This is a genomic window from Rhizobium sp. 9140, assembly GCF_900067135.1.
Taxonomy (GTDB): domain Bacteria; phylum Pseudomonadota; class Alphaproteobacteria; order Rhizobiales; family Rhizobiaceae; genus Ferranicluibacter.
This window is the reverse complement of the sequence record NZ_FJUR01000002.1, coordinates 678692-702561: the sequence shown is the minus strand read 5'-3', so window position 1 is coordinate 702561 and position 23870 is coordinate 678692. Positions and strand designations below refer to the sequence as shown.

Here is a 23870-nt window from a genome sequence, read left to right as displayed (position 1 = left end):
GCCAAGTCGGTTTACACGGTGCGCCGATCGGCGTTGCAGCGTCATGCGGGTTTCATGTCCGAGCGATAGACATTGCTGTTTATCGGCCTGCGACAGGAGATCTGCACAATGCAGAGATATTTCTTCAACATCCGCGAAAACGGCGTTCTCAAACAGGATGACGAGGGCGTTCTCTGCGTCGATGCCGATCAGACCTGTCATGGCGCAAGCGCGGCCATGCGCGATTTTGCCCGCGATACCGCCGTTGTCGTTGGCGATTGGCCTGTTTCCTTGGACGTTACCGACGAGCAAGGCACCGTGATCGCCACCATCTCGACAGACGATTGCCGCGAGACGCCGGTCGATGGCAAACATCTCTCGTTCTGCCAATGAGGTAAATCTTACCCGTCCGACCGGCTGAATGCGTGCGCTTTCGCGCGCTCCGCACGGCAATCGGCCCGTCGCCAGATCCGCGGCAGAGCCAGCGGAACGGCGCCTGTAGCTCAGGTGTCATGATTGAAGGGTAAGCTTGAAATGACCCCTTCACTCGGACATCGAGATCAATCCTGATGGCGACACGACGAATTTCTGCCGTTGCACTGCTGTGCATGCCTTCATTCCTTATCCAGCTTATGGCGTTTTCGCCGATGGCAGCGGCATCGCCGCTCACGACAGGCGCGGTTTGCACAGGCGCATCGTCATCCTGCAACCGCTGCATTTCCAACGTGGCGGACGCCGTCAACACCTTGCGGGATCATGGCGACCCCATGGGGTTCAGCGTTGTCGGCGACCCCGTCGGCAATGCGGCGTCCTACCACCACTGGCAGGGGCTGCAGCGTTTGTCGGGCAACGGCGAGAATTACCTTGTCATCTCCAGATCCGACAACGGCCGGGGAACGGTACCCTTTTCGCTCGTGCGCATGGCGCAGCCGCGCAGCGTTGCCGAGCGCTGGCGGTCGAACCGGCTTTCCACCAGCCCGTATCCGGCGACCGCGCCCGTGAATGCCCAGATGGTCGGCGACCAGCCGATGCCGGCCTACCTCTCCAATTATGCGCATTCGGGCGGGCTGCAGTCCAGCGGCAATATCCTTGCCGTCGCGCTCGACGGATCGCTGAGCGGCGGCATGGGACAGGTGCTGTTCTACGACATGTCCGACCTTGCCAACATCACGCTTCTCCCGCCGCGTATCACGACGATGACGGGAGAAGCGGGCTCCGTGTCGCTGACGCAGCTCGGGGACGGAACCTTCCTTGCAGCCACAGCCCGCAACGCAGCCAATACGCTCGAATTCTACCGGTCGACCGCGAGCGACCTCGGCCAGTCGGGAACGACATTTTCAAGCGTCGGCACCTGGAACGAAAGCGCCTTGCAGACGACCATCGGCGATAGCGAATTCGGCGATTACCAGTCCCTGCACTTCATCACGCAGTGCGACGGCAGTCTTTTCCTCGCAGGCACCCACATGAACACCTCCGTCGTCATCGGCATCGGAGAGGACTGGCTCGACCTCTTCCGCGTCACCGATATGAACGGCCAGATCGTGCTGACGAAGGTTGCCAAGAAGCATCTTTATTGCGGCTATCCGTCGCCGAACTACGGAACGGGAGCCAATACGCAATGCAACATGGATGCCGCGGGCGGCGTGTTCGTCGATGCCACGGGCCAGCTCCTCGTCTACGCCTCCGAACACGACAATAGCGGGCCTGGCAACAGCGTGAAGATGATGGAGTTCCGCTCGATCTTCCCGGTGCCGCAGCAGAAATGCCTGACCGATATCCAGTACGCCTGGGCCGAACTCTATGACGACTCCGACTTCAGCGATCGCGGGCTGATGATCGATTATGCCGACTACACGCTCCGACGGTACGACAACCTCAAGAACGTCGAGGGCTTCGGCGACAAGACGTCGGCCGTGCGTTGGTGCATTCCCGCGGGCTGGCGCGTCAGGCTCTACGACGACGATGGCTTTCGCGACCGTTACAAGGAGTTCACCGGCACCGGAGAGCAGAACCTGAACGCGGCCGGGTTCAACGACAAGACGTCCTCCGTGCGTTTCGTCTATGTCGGCAACTGATGCAGGGGGAGGCTGGTGCCCGCTTCGCATCGGGCTCCGCGCATCTCGGCCCTAAAGCGTCATCAAAGTGTTGCGGAACGACCCTATCGTGCACAGCTGTGCAGAGGATCACGTCAGTGTCGGAAATATTTCTCCAGATCGATAATATCAGCGTCAGCTACGGAGCGAACCGTATCCTCGATGGTATCGATCTGCATATCGCCAAGGGGGAATTTGTCGCTCTCCTCGGCTCGTCCGGTTGCGGCAAGACCACGCTGCTGCGCACGATCGCAGGCTTCGCTCAGCCTGCTGCCGGCGCCATTCGCGTGGGGTCGCGCGATGTCACGACGCTCCCACCGGACAGGCGCGGCATGGCGCTGGTCTTCCAGTCCTACGCGCTCTGGCCGCATATGACGGTTGCCCAGAATATCGGCTATGGTTTGAAGCTGCGCCGCCGCTCTGCCGCAGACATCGCCGGCACCGTCACCGAGATGGAACGGCTGCTTGGGCTGACGGGCCTGTCTGCGCGCAAGCCTGCCGAGCTATCCGGCGGGCAGCGCCAGCGCGTGGCGCTCGGTCGGGCGCTCGCGATCAACCCCGAGATCCTGCTTCTCGACGAGCCGATGTCGAACCTCGATGCGCGGATCCGCCTTCAGGTTCGCCACGAGATCCGCGCCTTGCAGCAGAAGCTGGGCATCACGACGGTCCATGTCACGCACGACCGGGAAGAAGCGATGGTCATGGCGGACCGCATCGTTATTCTGAACGCCGGGCGCATTGCGCAGCAGGGTCGGCCGGAAGCCGTCTACAATCGCCCGCAGACGGCCTTCGTTGCGGCCTTCATGGGCGCAGAGAACCAGTTGATCCTTCCGGGCGGTATGGATGGCGAGACCATCGTCATACCCGCCGGTGCGTCGAATGCAGCCTGCCGCGTGCCGAGACATGAACGCATGCTGTCCACAGGACATCTCGAGGTGCGGTTCCGGGCGGAGGCCGCCATTCTTAAGGAGCGCTCTCTGGCCGGTGTTCCCAATGGCGAAGGCCTCGTGCTTGCCGGCGATATTGTCGACGTCAGCTATCCCGGCGGCCTCTGGCGCCACACCGTCCGTGTCGGGAGAGAGATGATCCAGGTCGATGCACCGCGTGCCTGCGCCCCCGGCGCCGTCGTTCAGGTTACCATCGCACCCGACAACCTCTTCCTTTTCGACGCGCCGGCCGGAACCATCCCGGCCGCGCTCCCTCATCCCGCAACGGCCGCGAACGAGGCTCGCCTGCTGGAAGCATCGCCGAATTAACCGACCCTTCACCGGAGCATTTCCATGAAAACGATCCTCAAGGCCGCCCTGCTTGTCAGCCTGGCAGCACCATCGGCCTCGGCCGCAGAACTCACCGTCATGACGGCCGGCGACCAGAATATGGTCGACTACGTCAACGAATATCTCGGGCCGCTGTTCGAAGAGCAGAACCCCGGCAACACGGTGCGCGTCGTCGGCACCGGCCCGGGCGACGCGGGCTCGCAGAAGATCGTCGAGCGTTTCGAGGCGCAGTCCAAGGCCGGCACCGCCACATGGGATGCCGATGTCGCGGTGGTGCATGAGAAGTTCACCGGTCCGATGGTCAAGGCCGGCTATCTCGAATCCTACCGCTCCAAGATCGACACCGGCGCGCTCGTCACGCGGGCGAATGCCGACATGGCGCTCGGCAGCGATGTCAGCGGCTATGTCATGCCCATGTACAACAGCCAGGCAGCGCTCGCCTACAATCCGGCCCTCGTCGAAAACCCGCCGAAGAGCTATCCGGAGATCGTCTCCTGGGCCAAGGAACATCCCAAGATGTTCGGCTACAACGGCATCAAGGGCGGCGCCTCCGGCGTCAGCTTCGTCATGGGCTGGATCTATGCCTTCGGCGAGGGCGATGCGAAGAACCTCATGACCGGCCCGTTCGAGGAGAGCGAGACGCAGAAGTGGGGCCAGGCGCTGGCCAGCCTCAAGGACTTCACCAAGAACGCGACACTGACGCCCGGCAATGCCGGCACGCTGGACCTGCTCAGCCGGGGCGAAATCGCCATGGGTCCTGTCTGGGTCGACATGTTTTATTCCTGGCAGGCCAATGGCCAGCTGCCGCCGGACTTCAAGCTCGTGCTGCCGGCGCCCGGCATGCCTGGCCAGCCGATGCATTACGTGATTCCGGCAAAGAGCGCGAACGTGACGCTTGCCGAGAAGTTTGTGCAGCTCGCGACAAGCCCCAAGGTTCAGGCTGACGGCATCGTCACGCGCTTCAACTGGTATCCCGGCATCGACGCGAAATACGTTCAGGCCGAACTCGACAAGAAGACCTGGGACAAGCTCTTCACCGATATCTCGCCCGAGGACATCGCCACCAAGGGCAAGCCGTTCCCGATCGCGCCCTACAACAATGCGATCCTGGAAGCCTACGAGAAGCAGGTCAGCAACTGATCCTGCGTCGTCTTTAAACACATTCGACACGGGAGCCGGCCAGAGCCAGCTCCTTATCCCTTGATGTCCCTATTTCCGATGCCGTGGTTACCATGTCCCACCGACCTTTGAGCCTGCTTCTCGTCGCGCCGGCGCTCGCCGTCATCCTGCTGCTCTTCGTCGTGCCGCTGGTGGCCTCGGTGGTCGGTGCTTTCGAGGTTGGTGACGGTTTCGGGTTCGGCAATTTCGTCAAAGCCACCGAGCTCTATACGCAGGACGCCATCTTCACGGTGGTGATCGTCAGCCTGTCGACCGTCCTGATCGGACTCTTCTCCATCGCGATTGCAGGATATCTCACCCTTGGGGAAAACCCACGGACGGTAGCGATCCTTCGCTGGCTTTATCGCTGGCCGATGTTCATTCCGTTCATCGTCACCGGTCAGGTCCTGCGCACGTTTCTCGCCAAGAACGGCCTGTTCAACAACGTCCTCATCAGCCTTGGCATTCTCACACCGCTTCAGGCCGAAAGCTTCCTCGATTGGCGCGGCATCGTCATCGCTTTCGTCTGGAAACAGACGCCGTTCGTCACGTTGCTGCTCGCCGGCGCCATGGCTTCGCTCGATCGCTCGACCATCGAGGCCGCGCGCAATCTCGGCGCGTCACGGCTGCGGATCCTGTTCGAGATCGTCGTGCCGCAGGTGGCGACCACCTTGCTGGTCGGACTGATCCTGTCTTTCGTCACGATGATGTCGGTGCTCTCGGTGCCCCTGATGATCAACGCGCAATCCCCCACCATGCTGACGACGGATATTGCGTTCCGCATCAATGCCTATGGCGACTACGGGGTCGCGAACGCGCTCGGGCTCGTTTCGCTGCTCATCACATCGGTCGTCGCCTGGATCTATCTTCGTCACGGCGTGAGGAAAACTCTGTGAGCACCAGCAACGACGCTATGCCGGCACCACGCTCCTCTATCAAGCGCCTGCCGATGATCGATCTCTGGTGGCTGCCGCGCGCGCTCGTGCTGGGTCTGCTCGCCTTCGTAATCTTCGGTCCTTTGACCAACCTCGTCCTGTGGACCGTCGCGGAACGCTGGTATTTCCCGAATGCTCTGCCGATGAGCTACGGCTTCAGTTTCTGGGCTCGGGTATTCTCGCCCCGCGGCAATGCCATGGAAGCGCTTGGCAACAGCGTGCTCGTCGCCATGCTGACGGTGATCCTGGCCCTGGCGCTGGCCATTCCGGCAGGCTTTGCGCTCGCCCGCCTCAAGCTGCCGTTCCGGGGTCTCATCCTGCTTGCGTTCCTTCTGCCGCAGGCCTTTCCCAACCTGCCGGTCTACGTCAACATCGCCCGCGTCTTCTACCAGCTCGGCCTCAACGGAACCATTCTCGGCGTCGTTCTCGTCCACATGACGCACGGGCTTGTCTTTGCTGTGTGGATCGCAACGGCTGCGTTTTCTGCTGTCGACATCGAGCTGGAACAGGCTGCCCGTTCGGTCGGCGCGTCCGCCATCCACACGTTCCGCGACATCACCCTGCCGCTCGCCATGCCGGGGCTGATGGCCAGCGCGATCTTCGTCTTTCTCGAATCGCTCGACGAATTCACTGGCAGCTATTTCGTCGGCGCACCGGATATCAACATGTTGCCTTTGCTGCTCTACACCGCGAGCGGCGGTGGCAATTACCAGATCGCCTCCATCACGGCGCTCGTTCTGCTCGTACCCTCGATCGGCTTCATGCTGGTGGTCGAGCGCTTCCTGAAGTCCGACGTCCTGTCGAAGGTGGGGCACTGATCCCATGCGCCCGTCCAAGCCGTCGCAGACACAGGACTTCGTCAGTGCCCAGCATGTGGCAAAGCTTGCCGGCGTCTCGCGGTCGGCGGTATCGCGCGCGTTCACACCAGGGGCAAGCATTGCAGAAGAGACGCGGCGCAAGGTAATGGTGGCGGCGGAGACGCTGGGATATCAGGTCAACGACCTCGCTCGCGGCCTGCTCGCCAACAAAAGCCGCCTCGTCGGACTGGTAGCGACCAAGCCGGAACTCGGCTTCCGCACCCATCTTGCCGCCGCGCTGACCAAGGCGCTGATCGCGCGCGGCAGCATCCCCCTGATGATCAACACCGGGCAGACCGATGCGGAACTGCTGGCTGCCCAGCGCGCTTTGTTCGGCCATCGGGCGGAGGCGACGATCATTCTCTCGGGCTCCCCGCCCGCCTCCTTCGTCGATCTCGCGCGCCGTAACGGTCAGCCGCTGGTGGTCATCGGCCGTTCCGAGCCCGATGCGGATCATGTCGAGATCGACAACGGATCGGCCGGACGGCAGGCGGCGTCGCTCTTCGTCGCTCGCGGGTTCACGCGTCTCGGCCTTGTCGGCTCCCGATCGGCAACGCCCAGCGTCGTCGAACGCGAAAACGCCTTCTGCGCGGAAGCCCGGCGCCTTGGCGCACACGTTCTGGCGGTGCGCGGTGGCGATTCCGATTACGCAGGCGGGCGGGATGCCGGTCGCCAGCTTCTGGATGCGCGGGAAAGACCACAGGGCGTCTTCTGTATCAACGACCTCCTCGCACTCGGCGTCATCGACCACGCTCAGCGCGAAGCCGGGCTTCATGTCCCTCACGACCTTTCCGTCATCGGCTTCGATGATCTGCCGGAAGCCGGGTGGCTCAGCTACGGCCTGACGACCTTCCGGCAGGACCCGACCGAGATGGCCGACACTGCGGTGGCGCTCATCGATCGCCGCCAGACCGAGCCACACCACCCGCCACTCCGCGTCCGAATTGCAGCACCGCTCGTCGTTCGCCACAGTTTCGTTCCGCATACGTCGATTCGCAGCGAGAACGAGCATGACAACGTTCGTTGAAGTTCCCGAGTTTCCCGCTTCGTGCAGCCGCGGGCGACGACCCTGAAAGCGGGCCGGCTTGGGCTCTTTCAGACTGCAGATGGGCTGCGATACGTGGTTGTGAGAACGAATAGGGCAATCTCTACGTGTATTAAGGCGCGTTCTCGATTTAAACCAAAATTATTCAAAATAAATCGTCGCACGATCCTCCGCAGCAACGATGAGCAAATGCAACGTTCACGCTGCCTTAAACAGTTACACCCTATAATTCGGGTGCCCAAAATCAAATGTTCGACGTGAGGTTTCGTTGGGGCTGCATCCGTCGTTCCCAACGAAACGGACGGCGTTTCTGTGGCTGGGAGTGTCGATCTCTCTCGCGACAAACGCGTTCGTGGCGATGGTACGGCCTTCACGAAACAGCATCCTCATGGAGCCTTGATGACGACCCGGAACTCCCTGTTTGCTCTCTTTTTAACAGCGGCCTCGACGCTTCTTCCCTTCTCTGCACGCGCGCTCGACGTGCCGAGAGGCGACGTTATTCTGACCGTTACAGGTCGCCTCGATCATCCCAATGCGGAAGGCAAGGCGCAGTTCGACCTGCCGATGCTGGAGGCCTTGGCAGGACGTTCGGGCGAGATGGAAACGCCTTGGACAGAAGGCAGGCTAACGTTTTCGGGTCCGCTCCTGCGTTCTGTTCTGACGGCTGCAGGGGCGCATGGCACCAAGGTCAAGCTGACGGCCCTGAACGACTATTCTGCCGAGCTCCCGATGGAAGATGCGACGGATCTCGACACGATGCTGGCCACACGAATGAACGGCGCGGTGATGTCGGTTCGGGACAAGGGGCCGCTTTTTCTGATCTATCCGTTCGACGAAAAGCCCGAGCTTATGAACGAAAAATACTTCTCTCGTTCGGTCTGGCAGATCCGTGAGATCGAGGTCACCGAGTGATCGATCTGGATCCGGGCAGCGGCGACATCATGCAGCGGGCGAGCAAGGCGACCGTCGTGCTCCAGGTCTTTGCCGTTCTGCTCCTGGTCGCGCTGGTCATCCTCTTCGTTGATATTTCCCGGAAATACTCCGCTCTGCAGGATGGTATTCGCGAGAATGCCCTGTGGTCCGTCTATCAGCTGGATCGCGAGGCGCGGCGGCTGCACGAAACGCTCCACGTGATGATCGTGGAGAAGGATTTTTCTGCTGTCCGCGTGAAGGCGCTGAGCACCCGCTACGACATTCTCTATTCCCGGATGAGTATCCTCGATAAGGCATCCTTCGATCAGAAATTCAGGGCGAACGCCACGATCGGCGGGCTGCTCACGGAGATCCGGCAGGGAGTTCTCGATCGGGAAGGCGTCTTCAACGCCCTCGCGGCCGGTCGTCCTGTCTCTCCCGCCGTTCTTGAAGACGTCGTTCGCGGCTTCGACCTGCTCACGAAAGACACCGAACAGCTTCTGCTCTATTCCAATACCACCGTCAGCATCGGCCGTGCCGATGCGCGTGATGAAGTGCTCTGGTTGCAGGCAAAGTCGGCAGGCCTCGTGATCCTTCTGGTGTGCTGCATGGTCTTCCTGATCGTCACGCTCCGGCGGCAGCTGAAGACGGTGCGGCTGGCAGGCCTGAGCCTTGAACGCGCAACAAGCCGGCTGAAAGACGCCTATCTCGATGCGGAGGCCGGCAATCGCGCGAAATCACAGTTCATGGCCACCATGGGCCATGAAATCCGCACGCCATTGAATGCCATCCTCGGTACGGCGGAACTCCTGCAGCTTTCACCGCTCCCACCCATGGTCGCCCCCGGCGTGCAAACGATCCGCCGTTCCGGCGAGTCACTCCTCGAACTGATCAACGAGATCCTCGACTTTGCGAAAATCGAGCATGGAACGCTGACCGTCGAGGAGAGGGCCGTCGATGTCGCTGCCGTTGTTGCGGCCGCAGTCGATATCCTTCGCGATCGCGTCACCGAGCACGGCAACCGCTTCGTGTTAGAGATGCCGTCGGCGCTCCCGGCAGCGGTCATTGCCACGGATCCGACCCGCCTGAGGCAAGTTCTTCTCAATCTGCTGAGCAACGCTATCAAGTTCACGAGCGAAGGCGTCGTGACGCTCAGGCTCATTCCCGCCGTTTTGGCCGGACAGCCGGCTTTGCGATTTGAGATCAAGGACACGGGCATCGGTATCGACCAGGCAGGTCTTGAGCGTCTGTTCAGGCCATTTTCGCAGGTGGATGCATCGATCAGCCGCAACTACGGCGGAACAGGTCTTGGCCTGACGATCTGCAAGCAGATCGTGGAAGCGATGAATGGCAGGATCGGTGTCGAAAGCCGGAAAGGCGAAGGCAGCACGTTCTGGTTCGAGATCCCTGCACCCGCTGCGGGACCTGGCCTCATCGATGCCCAGGCTCTCGCACGCGATACGCACGAAAGCCTGCCGGCACTGCGCATTCTCCTCGTCGAGGACAATGCCGTCAACCAGCAGGTGGCTGCGGGTTTCCTCGCACATCTCGGCCAGACGGTCGTCATCGCAAGCAACGGGCTGGAGGCCGTGGAACGGGCAGGCGCGCAGCCGTTTGACCTGATTCTCATGGACATGCAGATGCCGAAGCTCGATGGTATCGAAGCGACGCGCCGTATCCGCGCCTCCGCTGGGCCGTGCAGCCAGACGCCGATCATCGCCATGACGGCCAACGCATCCGATGACGACAGGCTTTCCTGTCAACAGGCCGGCATGACCGGCTTCCAGTCGAAGCCCGTGACGATGCGCCAGTTGCGTTTGGTTATCGCCGCGGTCGACAGGCCCGAGGACATGCAGGCTCCCACGGCGGCGCCAGTGTGTGCGGACGATGCCTTCGAACTGCGGCGGACGGAAATCGTCGATGCTCTCGGGGCTGACGCCTTCGATGAACTGCTGGACAGCTTCTTCGATGACGCCAGCACCCTGCTTGCCGAACTGCATGTGACGCTCGCCACGGAGGGCAGCCGTGACGCAGATCGTCTCCTGCATACGCTGAAGGGCGCTGCGAGCAGCATGGGCCTGCAGAAGGTCGCCGATCACTCTGAGAACCTCCGGCAGGGCACGCTGTCGAAGACGCTTTTGAACGAACTTGAAATGACCGTCGCCGGATACCGGCGCCACATTGCCGCGTAGGAGACGAACGAGCATGCGCATCCTGCTGGTGGACGACAACCGGACCACTCTTTCCATCCTGACGCGCCTCGTCGAGCGTGTTCCCGACTGTGTCGCCATTCCCTTTCTAAAGCCGGATGACGTCCTGGCTTGTGCTGCCGAGCTTGAATTCGATATCGCGGTCATCGACTTTCAGATGCCGGTCTATAGCGGCGTCGAGCTTCTCACCGAGCTTATCCGTTTCGAGCGCCATGCCGAGAAGCTGTTCGTGATCGTGACGGCCGATACCGATGCCGCGACGCGGATGGCGGCCCTCAATGCGGGCGCGATCGACTTCCTGACGAAGCCCGTCAACCCGTTGGAATTTCAGGCCCGCATGCGCAACCTGATGGCATTGGCAGATGCACGCAGGAAGCTTTCGGACAGGGCGGAATGGCTGCGCGCCGAGGTGGAAAGTGCCGTGGCGGAACTGCGCGCGCGCGAGGAGGAGATCATCGACCGGCTGACGATCGCCGCCGCGTACAAGGATCTCGACACCGCCCGCCATACACGGCGTGTCGGCGCGTATTCCGAGGCCATTGCACGCGCTTATGGCCTGTCCTCACGCGCCTGCTCGGACATAAGACTTGCATCCCCCATGCACGACATCGGCAAGGTGGCGATACCGGATGCCGTTCTCCTGAAAACGGGAAAGCTCACTGAAGATGAGTTTGTGATCATGCGAAAGCATACGGTTGTCGGCTGCGACATTCTGAAAGAATCCAAGTCCGGCCTGCTGCAGCTCGCAGCCGAAATCGCCGGCAGCCACCACGAGCGCTGGGACGGGCAGGGGTATCCTTACGGGATTGCGGGAGAGGCCATTCCCCTCTCCGGTCGCATCGTCGCGATTGCCGACAATTTCGACGCGCTGACGACGGCACGCCCCTATAAGGAGGCCTGGACCGTCGAGCGGACTGTTGAGCACATAAGACAGCAGGCCGGCGCGCAGTTCGATCCCCGTTGCGTTGCCGCTTTCGACGCAGCGCTCTCGACGCTCCTGACAATCCGGGACGATGACCTGGCTGCGGCCTTGGCCGAGCTTCAGGTGGCCCCGTCAGTCGGATCAGGTTTCTTTCGGTCCGAAACGCGCCTCAGAGCGTAAGGCCTGACATCAGAGCGTCGAGTGCGCGGATCGATGAAAAGAGCGTTCCGCCCGAACCGTCCCGTGATCGCTGAGCCACGACCGGAACAACTCGATTTGCTCAACGAACAGCGCATCCGTGTTCGGGGTAGAGTACCAGCCGTGCAATGCCGGCCGATGGCAATGACGATTCGTCCAACCGGGATCTCCCGCGCACGGCGCGCGATCGTTCGGCTAAGGCATGCCCGTCATCAGATCGCCGATGCCATCTTTCTCTCGATATACAGCGCGCGAAGTCTCCATGTCAGCGGCCCAGGCTGTCCGTCACCGACAAGCTGACCGTCGATCTGTGTCACCGGGAGTACGAAATTCGTCGCCGATGTGATGAAGGCCTCTGCTGCGGTCTTTGCTTCCTCGACGCTGAAGGGACGCTCCTCGACGGCAACGCCGATGCTTGCTGCAAGATCGAGAACACTGTGGCGCGTGATCCCGTGAAGGATCGCTTGTGACAGAGGACGGGTGACGAGGACACCATCGCTGGTGATGATATGCGCGCTCGCCGAACTGGCTTCGGTCACGAAACCGTCCTCGACCAGCCACGCGTCGTCGGCACCCTGCCGCGCCGCCTCCATCTTGGCCATCGAGGGATAGAGCAGCTGCACCGTCTTGATGTCGCAGCGCGCCCACCGCAGGTCGGGAAGCAGTGCGACCGAAATGCCGGTCCGTGCCTTGGGGTTGTCGAGCACGGCTTTGGCCTGGGTAAACAGCACGAGCGTCGGCACGGGGTCTGTCGGAAAGGCAAAATCGCGATCGGCCGGTCCGCGGCTGATCTGAAGATAGATCAGGCCCTCGCTCAGTGCATTGCGCTGCACGATTTCGCGGTGAACGCCGAGCAGTTCTTGGGGCGAAAGTGGGCAGACCAGCCCGAGTTCGCCCATCGACCGCTGCAGTCGGGCCGAATGGCCTTCATATTCCAGCAGCTTGCCGTTCACGACGCCGGTCACTTCGTAGATGGCGTCCGCAAAGAGGAAGCCGCGATCGAAGATGGAAACGTGTGCGTCGGCTTCGGCAAGCCAGGCGCCGTTGAGATAGACGGTACGGTTCAAAGGGACTTCTCCTCGTGACGACGCTTGGGTGTGTGAAAGGGGGCGATCGCGATGCCCACATTCGTCAATTGCGCGCGAAGGGCACGCGCGGTCGTTGCGGCACCGGGCGTATCGCCGTGGATGCAGACGGTTGCCGGATCGACGGGAAGGCGCTTGCCGCCGATCGTCGGCATCGTCTTGTCGCAGAGCATCGACAGGACCTGATCGACGCTCTCTCGGGGATCGTGAATGACGGCGCCCTCCATCTGGCGCGGCGCGAGCATGCCGTTGTCTGTGTAGCGGCGGTCGGCATAGACCTCGCAGGCGATCTGCAGCCCGGCCGCCTCCGCCGCCTTCATCGTCTCGGAAAAGGGCAGGGTGATGAAAACGAGGCCGGCATCGACGGCCCGGATGGCATCGACGCAGACCTTTGCAAGCGCAGCGTCTTCGGCTGCCATGTTGCCGAGCGACCCGTGCGTCTTGACATGCGTGATCGGCCAGCCGAGCGCTGACGCCATGCCCTGTATGGCGGAAATCTGGTAGATCAGTTGCGCTTCGATATCCTCCGGCCGCTCCCCGGAAATGCGTCGCCGGCCGAAGCCGTAGAGATCCATGAAGGACGGGTGCGCGCCGATAGCGACACCGCGCGCCTTGGCCAAAAGGATCGTATCGCGCATGACGGAGGGGTCGCCCGCATGGAAGCCGCATGCGATGTTGGCCGTCGTCACGATGTCCATCAAGGCGCGATCCTCGCCGATCGTGTAGGCGCCGAAGCTTTCGCCCATGTCGCAGTTCAGGTCGATGGTCGCCACGGAAAATCCCCGCTCGATAGGTCGGTAAAACGAAGCCCGGACGAGGGCTGCGGGGCTTGACATACAGATGGTGTACTGAAATGACAAGACCTTGCCGCACTATGCCGACAGAGGAATAGCCAGACGGCAATGAGCCGTTTCGCCGATCCGTCCTGCGAAGGCCGGGACCACTCTGCGAAGGCCGGCGCGGCATTGTCGAACGAGGGAAGGCCATGGCTGTGATGACAAATGCCCCGGCGCATTTCCCCCGCATCGCCGCCTGTGGAGACAGCGCCCTGGCGGTGGAGTTCTCCGACCGGATAGACGAGGCGACCAGCGCCCGCGTCGTCGCGATGGCTGACCGTTTGGCGACAGGTGCGGTCGCGGGCATAACAGAGGTCGTGCCGACCTACAGGTCGCTTCTCGTGCACTACGACCCTGCTGTCGTTCGGGGTCGCGACCTGACCGTGCAGCTCGTGGACATGCTGGAATGCCGGCCGGACACGGAAAGCACCGCACGCCACATCATCGTCCCCGTGCTCTATGGCGGGGAGACCGGTGCGGATCTCGATGCGCTGGCCGAACTGAAGGAGATGACGCGCCGCGACCTGATCGCGCTGCATGCCTCCGCCCACTATCGTGTCTATATGATCGGTTTTGCGCCCGGTTTCGCCTATCTCGGCGGACTGCCCGAGCGCCTGCACACGCCCCGGCTTGCGGTGCCCCGCCAGAGGATCGAGGCCGGCGCGATCGGCATCGGTGGACAGCAGGCCAGCATCAACTCGGTTCCCGGGCCGAGCGGCTGGCGGTTCATCGCGCGGACGCCGCTGAAACTGTTCGACCCGTCGCGCAAGGAGCCGTTTCTGCTGCGTGCCGGCGATCGCGTTCGGTTCCGCGCGATCAAGGAGACCGAGGCCGCGCATCTCGATGCGGCGGTCGCCAGAGGTGAGCCTGTCGAAGAGTGGGCGGCGACATGAGCGTTCTCCACATCAAGGACGCAGGCCCCATGATGACGGTGCAGGATCTCGGCCGCGCCGGGCTCTCGCGCTTCGGTGTTTCCGGGGCAGGGCCCATGGACCCGCCGTCCCTGCGAATGGCCAACCGCCTCGTCGGAAATGCCGAGAGCGATGCCGGGCTCGAATTCGCGCAGGTCGGGGGAACGTTCGTCGTCGATGCGCCCGTGCGCTTCGCCGTCACGGGTGCGGCCGTCGGCATGACGATCGACGGGAAACCCGTCCACGCCTGGGAAAGCCACCATTTGCTGCCCGGACAGACGCTTCGCATCGGCGCGGTCGTCAACGCCGTCTGGGGCTACCTTGCGATATCCGGCGGCATCGATACGCCGCCTGTCCTCGGCGCGCGGACGACACATCTGCGCACGGGGCTTGGCGGTATCGACGGACGGCGGCTTGCGGCCGACGACCGCTTGCCGCTCGGCACTGCGGGACACGCGCCGCTCCTTGCGCTGCGCCAGCCCCTGTCCCGTCCGCGCGGCCCGTTTCGCATCGTGCCGGGACCGCAGGCCGATCATTTCGATGCCTCGGCCTGGAAGATTTTTCTCGAAGAACCGTTTTGTATCGCGACGCACCGCGACCGGATGGCGCAGATGCTGGACGGGCCTGCGATCTCGGCCTTTGCCGGACATGACATCATCTCCGATGGAACGGTCGCCGGCTCCATTCAGGTGCCGTCCTCCGGCCGGCCGATCGTGCTGATGGCCGAGCGGCAGACCACGGGCGGCTACCCCAAGATCGCCACGGTCGCCTCCGTCGATCTGCCGCGGCTGGCGCAGGCGATGACGGGAAGCATCGTCCGCTTCAGGACGATCACCCGGGACGAGGCCGAGGACCTGCTGCTCGACCAATCGCGCGTGCTGGCCGCAGCCCTTTCCGGCCTTGAGGAAAAGGGCGAAACTCTAGAAACAGCAGAGACAGCGACGACATCCGGGAGATCGAACACATGAGCCAGCCCCTTGCAAAAAAGGCTTATGATACGATCATCGACATGATCCTTTCCGGCGCGCTGATGCCGGGAGATGTGCTGCAGGAAGCCAAGCTCGGCGAAGAGTTCTCCATGTCCCGAACCCCGGTTCGCGAGGCGATCAAACGCATCGAAGCCGAAGGACTGGCGGTTCAGGAGGGGCGTTTTCTCAAGGTCCGCCGGTTGGCGGCGGAGGAGGTCGAGGAGATCTTTTATCTGCGCAGCGTGATCGAGGGCTACTGCGCGCGCATCGCGATCGCGGCCCCGGCCTACGCCCTCGACGATCTCGAACGCCGCATCAAGGTCTTGATCGCGACGGGTCCGGGCGAGAACGGAGAAGCGCTCGAGGTCGACGACGATTTCCACTTCTGGCTGGCCAATGTTTCGGGAAACCGCACGATGATACGCACGATCGGCGATCTGCGGCGGCGCACCTGCATGTTCGACCACAGTCTCGTTCCCGAACGCTTCCTGAAAGGATGCCGGGAGCACCTCGAGATTCTGGATGCCCTGCGGGCAGGCGATGCCGATGCGGCGGGAAGCCTGATGAGCCGCCACGTGCTGAATGCGCGGGACGCCATTCTCGAAAAACTCGACGCCTCCAGCCGGGGATTGCCGCGATGAAATGTCTTCTCGTTCAGCCCATTCATGCGGACGGCATCGCGATGCTCCGTGACGCGGGTATCGACGTCGAACTTTGCCCGGATGCCGACATGGAAGCGGTGGCGAGCCGGATCAAGGGCTGCCATGCCGTCATCACGCGGGATGCCGGTCTTTCGGCACCCGCGATCCTTGCCAGCGACGTGCTGAAGGTCATCGTCGTTCACGGGGCGGGCCATGACGGTGTCGACAAGGCGCAGGCCGCGGCGAAATCCATCCTGGTCTGCAACACGCCCGGCGCCAATGCGCAGTCCGTGTCCGAGCTTGCCCTTGGCCTCGCGCTTTCGGCCGCACGCCTGATCCCGGCTGCGGATCGCGCGGTTCGCGACGGCGCGTCCGGCTTTCGGGAAGCGGGCCTATTTCACGAACTCTCGGGAAAGACCGCGCTGATCGTCGGATGGGGGGCAACGGGGGCGGGCCTCGGGCGGATGCTGCATGCGGCACTCGGCATGCAGGTTCTGGTTCATTCTCCCAGAAGCGTCGATACCGGGCCTTTCGAGCGCGTGGCGACACTTGCAGATGGCCTGGGCCGGGCAGACCTGATTTCGCTTCATACGCCTCTGCGGGACGAAACGCGGGGGCTGATCGGCAGGGCCGCTCTTGCCCTGACGAAGCCCGGCGCAATCCTGATCAACACGGCGCGTGCGGGGCTGATCGACGAAGCAGCGCTTGCCGAAGCGCTCTTGAAGCGACGGATCGCCGCTGCCGGTCTCGACGTCTACACGCCGCAGGCCCCGCAAGGGCCGCTTTCCGCATCGCAGCGGGTCATCTTCACGCCGCACCTCGGCGGCACGACGCCGGAGGCCCTGCAGCGTGTGGCGACCGGTGCCGCCGGCCATGTGCTGACAGCCCTTTCCGGTCAGAGGCCGGCAACGACGATCCATCCTCCGCAGGACGCCATCGATCCCGCCGATCGCGTCGCGGCGGTGGAGACCGTGAAGATGGCGAGCATGGAAGGCGGTGCCCGGCATGGCTGACAAGGAAACACTGACGCAGCAGATCTACCGCGATTTGAAGCAGCGGATTCTGGAGGGTCGGTTCTCGTCCGAGGACATGCTGACGGAGCGCACGCTGGCGCTGGAATCGGGTATTTCCCGTACGCCGCTGCGTGCGGCCATCTCGCGGCTCGAAAAGGAAGATGTGATCTCCCGGCTGCCGAACGGCGCCCTGATGGTCCGCGAGGTCACGGTCGAGCAATTGCTGGAGATTGTCCAGATCCGTCGTCTGCTCGAAGGGGCCGCGGCCGCGAAGGCCGCCACGCGCGCGATCACACCGGCGCTTCTCGCATCGCGCGATGCGATGCGCGCCTATGCCGATGGCGGCGATATCGCGTTCGATCGGTTCTGGCTGGACGACGATGCCTTTCACGATGCGGTCGCCCACGCTGCCGGACTGCCGCTGCTGGCGACGATGCTGACCGAGATGCGCGGCATTGCGCGCCGCTGCACGATCACCCGCACGCACGACCGCTTCGACCAGCAGGCCCGCGAGCATCTCGACATCATCGATGCTATTGCGACGAAGGACGCGACGGCGGCGCGGGCGGCGATGGAGCGCCATTTCGACAGCGTTCGGGCACGCTTTCTCGCCTGGCTGTCTCGGACGTGAGGCGGGGTTGATGGACAACGCGGCATTCCTGAACGATCCCACCATGCGCGGCAGTGAGGCGGCCTTTCCGAGAGACGAATACGCCGACCGTCAGGCCCGCGCGCAGGCAGCACTCCGGGCGAGCGGGCACGCGGCACTGGTCGTCACCGGTCCGGAAACGATCTACTGGCTGACGGGCCGACAGACGGCCGGCTATTTCGCCTTCCAGGCGCTGCTTCTCCCGGCATCCGGGCCGATGACGCTGCTCGTGCGGCAGTTGGAGTTCTTCGGCGCTGTCGCAAATACGTGGTTGAGCGACATCGTCACCTACCAGGACGGCGACGACCCGGCCGGCGCGCTGGTCTCCCTGCTGCGCGCGCGCGGCATGGGCGTGCCCGCGATCGAGCTTTCCGGCTGGTTCCTGCCAGCGCGGCTCGTCGGCGAGATCGCCCGTCGCCTTGGCGTTGCGGAATTGACGGACGGTTCGGACATCCTGCCGCCGCTGCGCATGATCAAGAGCCAGGCCGAACGCGATGCGATCCGCGCTGCTGCCCGTTATGCGGACGCCGGCATGGTTGCCGCCATCGACGCCTGCACCGTCGGGGCCGATGAGAATACGGTCGCCGCCGCCCTGCTCGGCGCCGCGACACGCGCAGGGTCCGAGGCCATGGCCATGGAGCCGCTCGTTTCGTCGGGCGGGCGCAGTGGGCTACCGCACATGACATGGCGCCGTCGTCCTTTAAGCGACGGCGATCCCGTCTTTCTGGAGCTTGCCGGAAGCCACGCCCGCTACCACTCGGCCCTCATGCGCACGGTCTGGCTCGGCAAGCCGCCGGCCGAGGCGCAGCGGATGATGGACTGCGCGCTCTTCGCACTGGACGCGGCGATAATTCAGATCCGGCCGGGTAACCCGTGCGCTGCGCCGCATGACGCCGCGCAGAGGATCATCGACGCCGCCGGCTTCGCCGCCGCCTTCAGGAAGCGTATCGGCTATTCCATGGGCATCGCCTTCGCCCCCGACTGGGGCGAGGGCGGCATTCTCAGCCTGTTTTCCGGCATATCGCGCGTTATCGAGCCCGGCATGGTCTTCCACATCCCGGCGACGCTGCGCAGCTTCGGCCACTGGACCGTCGGAGCATCGGAAACCGTCATCGTGACGGAAGCCGGCGCGGAGCCGCTCTCGACCCTACCTCGAACACTCACCTGTCGCTGACCTCCGTTAGCCCCGCATAAAGGAGACTTACCCGTGCGCTCACTCTTTCATCTCGCCTACCACATTACGGACCTTGACGAGGCTCGTCGCTTCTACGGTGATGTTCTTGGATGTGCAGAGGGCCGATCCACCGACACCTGGGTCGATTTCGATTTCTTCGGTCACCAGATCTCGCTCCACCTCGGCAAGCCGTTCGAGGTTACGCGGACCGGCAAGGTTGGCAACCACATGGTCATGATGCCGCATCTGGGCGTCGTCCTGCCGCTCGATGCCTGGCTGGCATTGGCCGACCGGCTGGAAAAGGCCGGCATCGCCTTCGATATTCCCCCGGTCATCCGCTTTGAAGGCGAGCCGGGCGAGCAGCGCACGATGTTCTTCTTCGATCCGAGCGGCAACCCGATCGAGGTCAAGGGCTTCAAGGATTTCGACAGCGTTTTTGCGCACTGACGCTGCGCGATGACGGCTTCCGCCAAGGCGATGCCGGGAAGGTTGACTTTCCCGGCACATCTCCGATCCGGTGTTTCCGTCAGAACAGGCTTGGAGACGTCGTCAGCACCTCGTTGCCGTCCTGTCCGACGATGACGATGTCCTCGTAGAAGGCGGCGCCCACGCCGTCGAGCGACAGGAAGGCCTCGATGCCGAAGACCATGTCCTGCTCGACGATGTCCTCCGGCAGCGACATGCTGGTCGAAATGCGCGGCAATTCGAAGCCGAGGCCGATGCCGTGGCCATAGAAGGGGAAATTCTTCATGATCGGCGAGATCGACCCTCCGAAGGCTGCGGTAAGCCGATCGCCCTCCGCTGCGATATCGAGCAGCCTTACGCCCGGCCTCAACATGTCGGTCAGCCGGTGGACGAGATCGCCGGCCGCCTCGATCAGGCGGCGCTGGTCGGCATTTGCGCGACCGCGCACGGCGGTGCGACCGGGGTCGAGGTAGTAGCCCTGGAACAGCGGGCCGTGCAGCGTGCCCGTCACGACATCGCCGATATCGGGCACATCGTCGCTATACCCCGTCAGCGGGAAACGCTGGTCGAAGCCGAGTGTGTCACCGTGATTGGTGCCGATCATCTGCACGCGTCCGCCGCGGCGCACGACCTCGCGCGCACATTCGCCGGCGGCTTCCCGCTCCGACATGCCGCCGACAAGGCTTTCCATCAGGATCGTCATGCCGGCCGTCGCCGTCTCCCCGGCGGTCCGGTAGGCATCCAGTTCGCGTCCGCTCTTGATCCGGCGTACCGAGCGGACGAGGTCATCGACCGGAACCCACTCGATATCGGGTGCTGTGGCTTCCAGTTGCCGGTAGTATTTCACGGGGATGAGGTTGGTGCCGACCAGTGCCACCCGGCCGGAGACGCCGCGCTCGACCAAAGCGCGCGCCACGCTTTCGAAAGGGTGATTGCTGGAGCGCACGTCCTCAATGGCGACGAGATCGCGCCGGACCTCCGGTTCGTCGATATGCAGCTGTGGGTCGCTGCCCGTCTGCAGGATGACCCCCGTGAAGGAACGGGCCGTCCAGATCAGCGAGTCCATGCCGCCGCTGATCGAGTACTGGTTGGAGAGGTAGAGCACGTCGCCGCAATTGTCGGTCGTTCCGCCACCCCGGCCGAACACGACGGCGGTGTCAAAGCCCCGGCACTTCATCTCGACCAGGAGGCGGTCCCAGCGCGTGCGATACTCATCGAGTGGGAAGTAGCGGTTCATCCAGTCATCCTCAGGCGCGCTTCGTAATTTCGGTACACCGGCTGTATCCGTTCGTCAATTCTGGCCGTTGCTTCCGATACGAACTGGCCGAGGAAATGGTTCGAACGAGCGGCGCATGCGCATTTTTTGCTCACGCACTGCTTCGTCTTTCATCATACTGCACATTTACCTTCCACTAAATAGTTGATTTTTCAGCTTGAACTCCAGTGGTATACTGGAATAGGCTGAAGGTAAGAGGATGCTGCAAGCGGCGAGCCTCCTTCCGCCCCGCCTTCCGCGGCGAAAAAATCGAAAGCAGCGATATCCATGCGCCATGAACAGATGATCGTGCCAGCCAGCCATGGCGAGGCCTGCCGTGTGAAGGCGGGACAGCATGTTGTCATCGAAAATATCTACGGCAATCAAGTCGTGGATCTCTGGGCGCTCGCAGCAGACGATGCGTTCGAGACCTCGTCGCTCGACCATACACGCTCGGTGAACAGCAATATCTTCTTTACGACCGGCATGACGCTCATGAGTTCCCGTCGTCGCCCGATGCTGACGATGGTGGCCGACAGCGGTGACGTGCGCCACGATACGCTTCTGTGTCCGTGCAGCCGTGAGCTCTACCAGCAACTCGGCTGCGCAGACGGCCACCGCAGTTGCAGCGACAATTTCCACGAGGCTCTGTCGACGCTCGATCGTGCGCTGCCCTTCACGCCGGCCTCGCTCAACCTGTTCATGAACGTCCCCGTTGCCCCGGATGGCATGGTCGATCGCCGTCCGCCGGCAACCGTAGCCGGCGATACCGTCGTGCTGCGGGCCGAGATGGATCTGGTGCTCGTTCTCTCCGCATGCCCGCAGGATGTCACGCCGATCAACGGCGCTTCCCGCACCCCCCGGGACATCGCGGTCACCCTTCACGACACCAACCCCGCCGAGGTGACAGCATGACACCGCCATTGCTGTCGCTGCGCGAGATCCGCAAGAGCTTCGGAGAGAACGAGGTTCTCAAGGGCGTTTCCCTGACGGTGCAGGCGGGTGAGGTGGTCTCCATCATCGGGGCGAGCGGCTCGGGAAAGAGCACCTTCCTGCGGTCGATCAATGCGCTGGAGGTGCCGCAATCCGGCTTCATGGATTTCGAGGACCAGTCCTTCGACTTCCGCACCGAGTCGCGCTTCTTCCCGACCGCCGCCCAGCTGCAATCGCTGCGGACCCGGGTGGGCATGGTGTTCCAGAGCTATCACCTCTGGCCGCACATGACCGTGCTGGAGAACGTCACCCACGCGCCGATCCGCCTCCTCAAGATGCCGCGCAAGCAGGCGGTCGAGGAAGCGGATGCGCTTCTGTCCCGCATCGGCCTTTATGAGAAACGCGGCAGCTACCCGTCGCGGCTGTCGGGCGGACAGCAACAGCGCGTCGCGATTGCGCGAGCGCTTGCCATGAAGCCGAAGCTGATGCTGTTCGACGAGGTCACGTCGGCGCTCGACCCGGAGCTCGTCCATGAAGTCCTCGTGCTCATGGCCTCCCTCGCCTCGGAGGGAATGACGATGCTGCTGGTCACGCACGAGATCGCATTTGCCCGTGACGTCTCGTCCCGCGTGCTGTTTTTCGACCAGGGCGTCATCGCCGAAGCGGGCACGCCCGATATTCTCCGGCACCCCGAGAGCGACCGCCTGAAGCAGTTCCTGCACCGCATCCTCCATGACGACGTCGGCCATGGGTATTCCGCCTTGAACGCGCAGGAAGGACAGTCGTCATGACATTCGTTCTCGAAGAATTGCAGCTCTACGGCCCCGGCTTTCTGAAGGCCGCCTGGACGGTGTTCGCCCTGACGATCCTGACGATCGTCGTCAGCTGGGCCTGCGGGCTTCTGGCCGCTCTCGCGCAGCGGTCGCGGTTGAGATCCGTCCGTGCGGTCGCGGGCTTCTATATCTGGTTCATCCGCGGCACGCCGACGCTCATCCAGATCTTCATCATCTATTTCGGCCTGCCGCAGTTCGGCATCCGGCTGTCGCCGTTCACGGCGGGCGTACTCGCCCTCGGGATCAACAGCGGCGCCTATATCGCCGAAATCGTCCGCGGCGGCCTGACGGCGATCCCGTCCGGGCAGAGCGAGTCGGCGCTCGCGCTCGGCTTCAGCCGGGCCGAGACGATGCGCACGATCATCCTGCCGCAGGTCTTCCGCATCATCCTTCCGGCCGTGACCAACGAAGCGATCTCGACGTTGAAGAACACGTCGCTCCTGTCGACCATCACCGTCGTCGAACTGACGCTCTACGCCCAGACCCTTATCGCCGCGACCTTCCGCCCCTTCGAATTCTACATTGCGGTCGCGGTCATCTATCTCGTCCTGACGACCGTCCTGACGCTTCTCGCATCGTGGCTGGAGCGCCATTATGCCCGGTTGAGCTGAGGGACCGGCACAGGCGTTTTTCCGGCAAGGCACATTCGCCGCGCCGTCGCAGTGCAGACCGAATACATCAAAGAAAACAGGGAACTCGACATGCTTTTCAAAACGCTTTTCGCCGTCACTGCAACCGTCGCAAGCCTCACGCTGGGCTCGCTCGCCCACGCCGCCGACCTCGAACTGCTGGAACCCGGCAAGCTGATGGTCGCCACGGAAGGCACCTATGCGCCCTTCAGCATGCGGGCACCCGACGGCACGCTCGATGGTCTGGAAATCCGGGTCATGTCGGAGGTCGCCAAGCGCCTGAACCTCGAATACACGCCGGTTCTCATCAAGTGGGATTCGCTGCTCGTCGGCCTGCAGGCCGATCAATATGACGTCATCAGTGCCGCGATGGACATCACCGAGGCCCGCCAGAAGCAGGTGACGTTCTCCAACGGCTGGCTGGAATCCGGCGGACGTGTCGTTGTCGCCGAACAGTCCGAACTGAAGACCGCCACTGACCTCAAGGGCAAGACCGTCGGCGCGCTCGTCGCCTCCAGCTGGACGAAGATCGCGGAAGAGAAGGGCGCGACCGTCAAGGGTTACAAGGCGGAGTCGGATGCGATGCAGGACCTCGTCAACGGCAATGTCGATGCGGTCATCACGGACGCGATCGCGGCTGCCTATGCCATCAAGACGGCAAAGATGCCGCTGAAAATGACCGACGACTATGTCAGCCATGTCCAGAAGGGCTTCGCGTTCAAGATGGGCAAGCCGCACCTCGTCGAGGCCGTGAACAAGGCGCTCGCCGACATGGTGTCTGACGGCACCTATGCCAAGCTGACGACCGACCTCGTCGGCTTCGATCCGACCCCGAAGGATCCGATCAAGACGATCAAGTAAAACGTGTGTGGCGGACGTCCGATGACGTCCG

General features: G+C 63.1%; 24 protein-coding genes. 21 read left to right on the top strand and 3 right to left on the bottom strand.

Features of this window, described 5'->3' with window-relative positions; all coding sequences use genetic code 11:
- The first annotated feature begins 108 nt into the window (after window positions 1-108).
- From GA0004734_RS20600 to GA0004734_RS20555, 10 genes are all read left to right on the top strand, one after another.
- On the top strand, window positions 109-372 hold the full coding sequence (locus GA0004734_RS20600; protein WP_092937495.1) for a DUF6894 family protein: 264 nt from the start codon (window positions 109-111) through the stop codon (window positions 370-372).
- Window positions 373-704: 332 nt separating this feature from the next.
- Complete coding sequence (locus GA0004734_RS20595; protein ID WP_139056312.1) at window positions 705-2054, top strand: hypothetical protein; 1350 nt, start codon at window positions 705-707, stop codon at window positions 2052-2054.
- Between the two features lie 116 nt (window positions 2055-2170).
- Complete coding sequence (locus GA0004734_RS20590; protein WP_245292561.1) at window positions 2171-3328, top strand: ABC transporter ATP-binding protein; 1158 nt, start codon at window positions 2171-2173, stop codon at window positions 3326-3328.
- Between the two features lie 24 nt (window positions 3329-3352).
- On the top strand, window positions 3353-4489 hold the full coding sequence (locus GA0004734_RS20585) for an ABC transporter substrate-binding protein (protein WP_092937489.1): 1137 nt from the start codon (window positions 3353-3355) through the stop codon (window positions 4487-4489).
- Between the two features lie 92 nt (window positions 4490-4581).
- Complete coding sequence (locus tag GA0004734_RS20580) at window positions 4582-5403, top strand: ABC transporter permease (protein ID WP_092937487.1); 822 nt, start codon at window positions 4582-4584, stop codon at window positions 5401-5403.
- 53 nt (window positions 5404-5456) lie between these two features.
- Window positions 5457-6260, top strand: a complete 804-nt coding sequence (locus tag GA0004734_RS20575; RefSeq protein WP_092938235.1) for an ABC transporter permease — start codon at window positions 5457-5459, stop codon at window positions 6258-6260.
- 4 nt (window positions 6261-6264) lie between these two features.
- Window positions 6265-7326, top strand: a complete 1062-nt coding sequence (locus tag GA0004734_RS20570; protein WP_092937485.1) for a LacI family DNA-binding transcriptional regulator — start codon at window positions 6265-6267, stop codon at window positions 7324-7326.
- 417 nt (window positions 7327-7743) lie between these two features.
- Entirely contained in the window at window positions 7744-8256 is a 513-nt protein-coding gene (locus GA0004734_RS20565; protein WP_092937483.1) for a molybdopterin-dependent oxidoreductase, read from the top strand.
- Complete coding sequence (locus tag GA0004734_RS20560; protein WP_092937481.1) at window positions 8253-10448, top strand: ATP-binding protein; 2196 nt, start codon at window positions 8253-8255, stop codon at window positions 10446-10448. The genes GA0004734_RS20565 and GA0004734_RS20560 overlap by 4 nt, the downstream gene beginning before the upstream one ends.
- Window positions 10449-10461: 13 nt before the next feature.
- Window positions 10462-11568, top strand: a complete 1107-nt coding sequence (locus tag GA0004734_RS20555) for an HD domain-containing phosphohydrolase (RefSeq protein WP_092937479.1) — start codon at window positions 10462-10464, stop codon at window positions 11566-11568.
- 230 nt (window positions 11569-11798) lie between these two features.
- Here GA0004734_RS20555 and GA0004734_RS20550 read toward each other — a convergent pair whose 3' ends face one another.
- Together GA0004734_RS20550 and GA0004734_RS20545 are read right to left on the bottom strand one after the other, a co-directional pair.
- A complete protein-coding gene (locus tag GA0004734_RS20550; protein WP_092937477.1) occupies window positions 11799-12653 on the bottom strand; it encodes a D-amino-acid transaminase in 855 nt (284 codons plus the stop codon).
- Window positions 12650-13444 carry a LamB/YcsF family protein gene (locus GA0004734_RS20545; protein WP_092937475.1) on the bottom strand — a complete coding sequence of 265 codons (795 nt, stop codon included), beginning with the start codon at window positions 13442-13444 and terminating at the stop codon, window positions 12650-12652. Before GA0004734_RS20545 ends, GA0004734_RS20550 begins: the two co-directional genes overlap by 4 nt.
- A gap of 212 nt (window positions 13445-13656) precedes the next feature.
- Here GA0004734_RS20545 and pxpB point away from each other — a divergent pair, with 212 nt between their 5' ends.
- Genes pxpB through GA0004734_RS20510 form a run of 7 tightly spaced genes read left to right on the top strand, consistent with a single transcriptional unit; the run spans window position 13657 to window position 19310 of the window.
- Window positions 13657-14400 (top strand): 5-oxoprolinase subunit PxpB, encoded by a 744-nt coding sequence (gene pxpB / locus GA0004734_RS20540; RefSeq protein WP_092937473.1) that lies wholly within the window; start codon window positions 13657-13659, stop codon window positions 14398-14400.
- Window positions 14397-15386, top strand: coding sequence for a 5-oxoprolinase subunit C family protein (locus tag GA0004734_RS20535; protein ID WP_092938233.1), 990 nt, complete (start codon window positions 14397-14399; stop codon window positions 15384-15386). Before pxpB ends, GA0004734_RS20535 begins: the two co-directional genes overlap by 4 nt.
- Window positions 15383-16027 (top strand): GntR family transcriptional regulator, encoded by a 645-nt coding sequence (locus GA0004734_RS20530; RefSeq protein WP_092937471.1) that lies wholly within the window; start codon window positions 15383-15385, stop codon window positions 16025-16027. The genes GA0004734_RS20535 and GA0004734_RS20530 overlap by 4 nt, the downstream gene beginning before the upstream one ends.
- Window positions 16024-17040, top strand: a complete 1017-nt coding sequence (locus GA0004734_RS20525) for an NAD(P)-dependent oxidoreductase (protein ID WP_092937469.1) — start codon at window positions 16024-16026, stop codon at window positions 17038-17040. Before GA0004734_RS20530 ends, GA0004734_RS20525 begins: the two co-directional genes overlap by 4 nt.
- Window positions 17033-17671, top strand: coding sequence for a GntR family transcriptional regulator (locus GA0004734_RS20520; RefSeq protein ID WP_092937467.1), 639 nt, complete (start codon window positions 17033-17035; stop codon window positions 17669-17671). Before GA0004734_RS20525 ends, GA0004734_RS20520 begins: the two co-directional genes overlap by 8 nt.
- Before the next feature lie 10 nt (window positions 17672-17681).
- Window positions 17682-18863 (top strand): M24 family metallopeptidase, encoded by a 1182-nt coding sequence (locus tag GA0004734_RS20515; RefSeq protein WP_092937465.1) that lies wholly within the window; start codon window positions 17682-17684, stop codon window positions 18861-18863.
- 33 nt (window positions 18864-18896) lie between these two features.
- Window positions 18897-19310, top strand: coding sequence for a VOC family protein (locus GA0004734_RS20510; protein WP_092937463.1), 414 nt, complete (start codon window positions 18897-18899; stop codon window positions 19308-19310).
- A 79-nt stretch (window positions 19311-19389) separates the two neighbouring features.
- On the opposite strand, the gene GA0004734_RS20505 is transcribed toward GA0004734_RS20510, so the two are convergent.
- Window positions 19390-20565: a M24 family metallopeptidase gene (locus tag GA0004734_RS20505; protein ID WP_092937461.1), complete on the bottom strand. Its 1176-nt coding sequence runs from the start codon at window positions 20563-20565 to the stop codon at window positions 19390-19392.
- 306 nt (window positions 20566-20871) lie between these two features.
- On the opposite strand from GA0004734_RS20505, the gene GA0004734_RS20500 reads away from it, so the two are divergent.
- The 4 genes from GA0004734_RS20500 to GA0004734_RS20485 all read left to right on the top strand — a co-directional run bounded on the left by GA0004734_RS20500 (window position 20872) and on the right by GA0004734_RS20485 (window position 23839).
- Window positions 20872-21498 carry a DUF1989 domain-containing protein gene (locus GA0004734_RS20500; RefSeq protein WP_092937459.1) on the top strand — a complete coding sequence of 209 codons (627 nt, stop codon included), beginning with the start codon at window positions 20872-20874 and terminating at the stop codon, window positions 21496-21498.
- Window positions 21495-22307: an amino acid ABC transporter ATP-binding protein gene (locus tag GA0004734_RS20495; protein ID WP_092937457.1), complete on the top strand. Its 813-nt coding sequence runs from the start codon at window positions 21495-21497 to the stop codon at window positions 22305-22307. The genes GA0004734_RS20500 and GA0004734_RS20495 overlap by 4 nt, the downstream gene beginning before the upstream one ends.
- Window positions 22304-22960, top strand: coding sequence for an amino acid ABC transporter permease (locus GA0004734_RS20490; RefSeq protein ID WP_092937455.1), 657 nt, complete (start codon window positions 22304-22306; stop codon window positions 22958-22960). Before GA0004734_RS20495 ends, GA0004734_RS20490 begins: the two co-directional genes overlap by 4 nt.
- Window positions 22961-23050: 90 nt before the next feature.
- Window positions 23051-23839, top strand: a complete 789-nt coding sequence (locus tag GA0004734_RS20485) for a transporter substrate-binding domain-containing protein (protein ID WP_092938232.1) — start codon at window positions 23051-23053, stop codon at window positions 23837-23839.
- Window positions 23840-23870: the final 31 nt, after the last annotated feature.

Excerpts from the sequence above, each read along its gene's own strand:
- GA0004734_RS20600 (WP_092937495.1), top strand. The coding sequence starts at position 109 with ATGCAGAGATATTTCTTCAACATCCGCGAAAACGGCGTTCTCAAACAG.
- GA0004734_RS20585 (WP_092937489.1), top strand. The coding sequence starts at position 3,353 with ATGAAAACGATCCTCAAGGCCGCCCTGCTTGTCAGCCTGGCAGCACCA.
- GA0004734_RS20580 (WP_092937487.1), top strand. The coding sequence starts at position 4,582 with ATGTCCCACCGACCTTTGAGCCTGCTTCTCGTCGCGCCGGCGCTCGCC.
- GA0004734_RS20575 (WP_092938235.1), top strand. The coding sequence starts at position 5,457 with ATGATCGATCTCTGGTGGCTGCCGCGCGCGCTCGTGCTGGGTCTGCTC.
- GA0004734_RS20570 (WP_092937485.1), top strand. The coding sequence starts at position 6,265 with ATGCGCCCGTCCAAGCCGTCGCAGACACAGGACTTCGTCAGTGCCCAG.
- GA0004734_RS20565 (WP_092937483.1), top strand. The coding sequence starts at position 7,744 with ATGACGACCCGGAACTCCCTGTTTGCTCTCTTTTTAACAGCGGCCTCG.
- GA0004734_RS20555 (WP_092937479.1), top strand. The coding sequence starts at position 10,462 with ATGCGCATCCTGCTGGTGGACGACAACCGGACCACTCTTTCCATCCTG.
- pxpB (WP_092937473.1), top strand. The coding sequence starts at position 13,657 with ATGGCTGTGATGACAAATGCCCCGGCGCATTTCCCCCGCATCGCCGCC.
- GA0004734_RS20535 (WP_092938233.1), top strand. The coding sequence starts at position 14,397 with ATGAGCGTTCTCCACATCAAGGACGCAGGCCCCATGATGACGGTGCAG.
- GA0004734_RS20530 (WP_092937471.1), top strand. The coding sequence starts at position 15,383 with ATGAGCCAGCCCCTTGCAAAAAAGGCTTATGATACGATCATCGACATG.
- GA0004734_RS20525 (WP_092937469.1), top strand. The coding sequence starts at position 16,024 with ATGAAATGTCTTCTCGTTCAGCCCATTCATGCGGACGGCATCGCGATG.
- GA0004734_RS20520 (WP_092937467.1), top strand. The coding sequence starts at position 17,033 with ATGGCTGACAAGGAAACACTGACGCAGCAGATCTACCGCGATTTGAAG.
- GA0004734_RS20515 (WP_092937465.1), top strand. The coding sequence starts at position 17,682 with ATGGACAACGCGGCATTCCTGAACGATCCCACCATGCGCGGCAGTGAG.
- GA0004734_RS20505 (WP_092937461.1), bottom strand. The coding sequence starts at position 20,565 with ATGAACCGCTACTTCCCACTCGATGAGTATCGCACGCGCTGGGACCGC.
- GA0004734_RS20500 (WP_092937459.1), top strand. The coding sequence starts at position 20,872 with ATGCGCCATGAACAGATGATCGTGCCAGCCAGCCATGGCGAGGCCTGC.
- GA0004734_RS20495 (WP_092937457.1), top strand. The coding sequence starts at position 21,495 with ATGACACCGCCATTGCTGTCGCTGCGCGAGATCCGCAAGAGCTTCGGA.
- GA0004734_RS20490 (WP_092937455.1), top strand. The coding sequence starts at position 22,304 with ATGACATTCGTTCTCGAAGAATTGCAGCTCTACGGCCCCGGCTTTCTG.
- GA0004734_RS20485 (WP_092938232.1), top strand. The coding sequence starts at position 23,051 with ATGCTTTTCAAAACGCTTTTCGCCGTCACTGCAACCGTCGCAAGCCTC.